Here is a 2,306-nt window from a genome sequence, read left to right on the forward strand (position 1 = left end):
GGCGGCTGCCGGTGCCGCTGCGGCTCGCCGTCCGGGACGGCGCCCGCAACCGGGCCCGCACCGCGCCCGCCGTCGCGGCGATCATGGCCGCGGTGGCCGGGGCGAGCGCGCTGGCCATCGCCCAGGCGAGCGACCTGAAGCAGGAACGGGAGCTGTACCCGGCGGACCTGCCACGGGACTCGGCGCTGATCTGGCCGCCGCTGGAACGTGCGCCCAAGGACGCGCTGAAGGACGGCCGGGCGGGCGAGGCATGGGCGGACGCCGTCCGTGCGAACGACGCCCGCACGGCCGAGGTCCGCGCCGCGATCGAGCGCGCGCAACCCGGTCTCCCGCTGCTCGACCTGCGGCTCCTGCCCGGGGCGAACTGCACGCCGCCGCTCAACCCCGCGTGCCACTCGGTGACCTTCACCCCCGGCTTCGGCGGCGGCGACGGCGTCGGGGACCGTCCGCTGGAGACGGTCGTGGGCGGCGCCGCCGAGGCCCGCATGCTGCTCGGCCGCGACGTGCCCGAGGTCACCGCGGCGCTCGCCGCCGGAAAGATCGTCCTGTTCGGGACGCGCACGCCCGCCGTCGAGACGACGACCGCCACCGTGCAACTGTGGGAACCGGGCAAGCCGAAGCCGCGGACGCTCGGGCGGGTGCGCGGGCTCCCGGCCGTCACGGTCGCCATGGACACGCACGTGCAGGCGCTCGTGCCGCCGTCCGCCGCCGAGCGGATCGGGGTGCCGCCGCGCGTCGCGGCGTTCGGGGTGGACGGCGCGGAGCACCGTACGACCGAGGCGGAGGCGGAACGCGTCGCGGAGGTGCTGAACGCCTTCGACGGGTACGACGGCGGCCGGGTCTACGTCGAGCGCGGCTTCACCCGCTCCGATGACACGCTCATGCTGCTGCTCACGGCGGTCGCGGCCGTCCTCACGCTCGGCGGGGCGCTGATCGCGACGGGCCTGTCGGCCGCCGACGCCCGTCCCGACCTCGCCGTCCTCGCCGCCATCGGCGCCCGGGCGCGCACCCGGCGGCTGCTGGCGGCGGGCCAGGCGGCGTACATCGCGGTGCTGGGCTGCTGGCTCGGCATCGCCGCCGGCATCGTCCCCGGCCTCGCCGCGGCCCGCGTGCTCACCGAGGGCGTACCGGAGGACGGCGGAGCGGCGCGGGGCCCCTTCTTCGACGCCCCGTGGACGGTCCTCCTGATCATCGGCTTCGCGGTCCCGCTGGTCACGGCCGCCGTGGCGGGCCTGTGCACCCGCTCGAAGCCGCTCGCGACCCGGGCGGCGCCATGACGTCCTACCGGCCCGCGCTGCGCATCGCGTGGCGGGACGCGCTGCGCGCCAAGGGGCGCACCGCGCTGATCCTGTGCATGGTCGGGCTGCCGGTGGCGGCCGTCGTGGGGTTCGGCGTGGTGTGGAAGACGCTGGAGTGGACCCCGCGGGAGTCGCTGCCGCACGAGATCGGCGCGGCGGACGCCCTGCTCGGCGGGAGCGGCAGGGACCCGATCCGGCAGCACCCGTACAACGGGGACGCCATGGCGGTGCGGCCGGGCCCGCCCGGCGACGCGCGGGCCTGGACCACGGCGGAGATCACCCGGCGGGTCGTCGCCGAGTACGGCGCGGACGCGCGCGTCCTGCCGATGAACTTCGGGGACGTCGAGATCGTGACGTCCGCCGGGCGTCTGCGGGTGCCGCTTCACGAGCTGGACGTCCGTGACCCGATGGCGCGCGGGATTCTGGAGATCACCGATGGGCGGGCGCCCGGGGCGCCGGGGGAGATCGCGTTGTCTCCCTCGCTCGCCGCGCGGGGCTTTGCGCTCGGCGGGTCGGTTCGGGTCGGCTCCGAAGAGACGCCCATGCGCGTCGTCGGGTACGTGCGCGACCCGTACACGCCCGGCGGTGGGAAGACCACGGAGAACCTCGCGCTCACGCTGCCCGGCGCCGTCCCCGCCGGGGCGGCGGAGAGCAACACCTCCCGGAAGTGGCTGATCGATGCGGGCGGTCCGGTGACCTGGGAGGACGTCACCGCGTTCAACGAGGACGGGATCATGGTCCTGTCCCGCGACGTGGTGGAGCACCCGCCGGGGGCGGCGGGCGCCGGACGAGCCGAGGCGATCGACCTGTCGTCGCCTCCCGAGTGGCCGGCGACCCGGACGGGCACGGTCGTCGCGCTCGCCGGAGCGATGATCGCACTGGAGATCGTCCTGCTGGCCGGGCCCGCGCTGGCGGTCGATGTCCGCAGGCGGCGGCGTCTGCTCGCGCTGGTGGCGGTCGCGGGCGGCGGGCCCCGGCATCTGCGGGCGGTGGTGCTCGCCGGTGGTC

At 76.6% G+C, this 2,306-nt stretch carries 1 protein-coding gene and 1 pseudogene; both read left to right on the forward strand.

The features are described from left to right. The coding region (locus tag ACFQ11_RS37530; protein ID WP_378307698.1) for an FtsX-like permease family protein at window positions 1–1,277 on the forward strand (1,277 nt) is incomplete at its 5' end. Further along, window positions 1,274–2,306: pseudogene (locus tag ACFQ11_RS37535) on the forward strand (FtsX-like permease family protein); the annotation flags it as partial. The gene ACFQ11_RS37530 and the pseudogene ACFQ11_RS37535, both read left to right, overlap by 4 nt.

Origin of the sequence: Actinomadura sediminis (genome assembly GCF_042675525.1) — a bacterium.
GTDB classification, from domain to species: Bacteria; Actinomycetota; Actinomycetes; order Streptosporangiales; family Streptosporangiaceae; genus Spirillospora; species Spirillospora sediminis.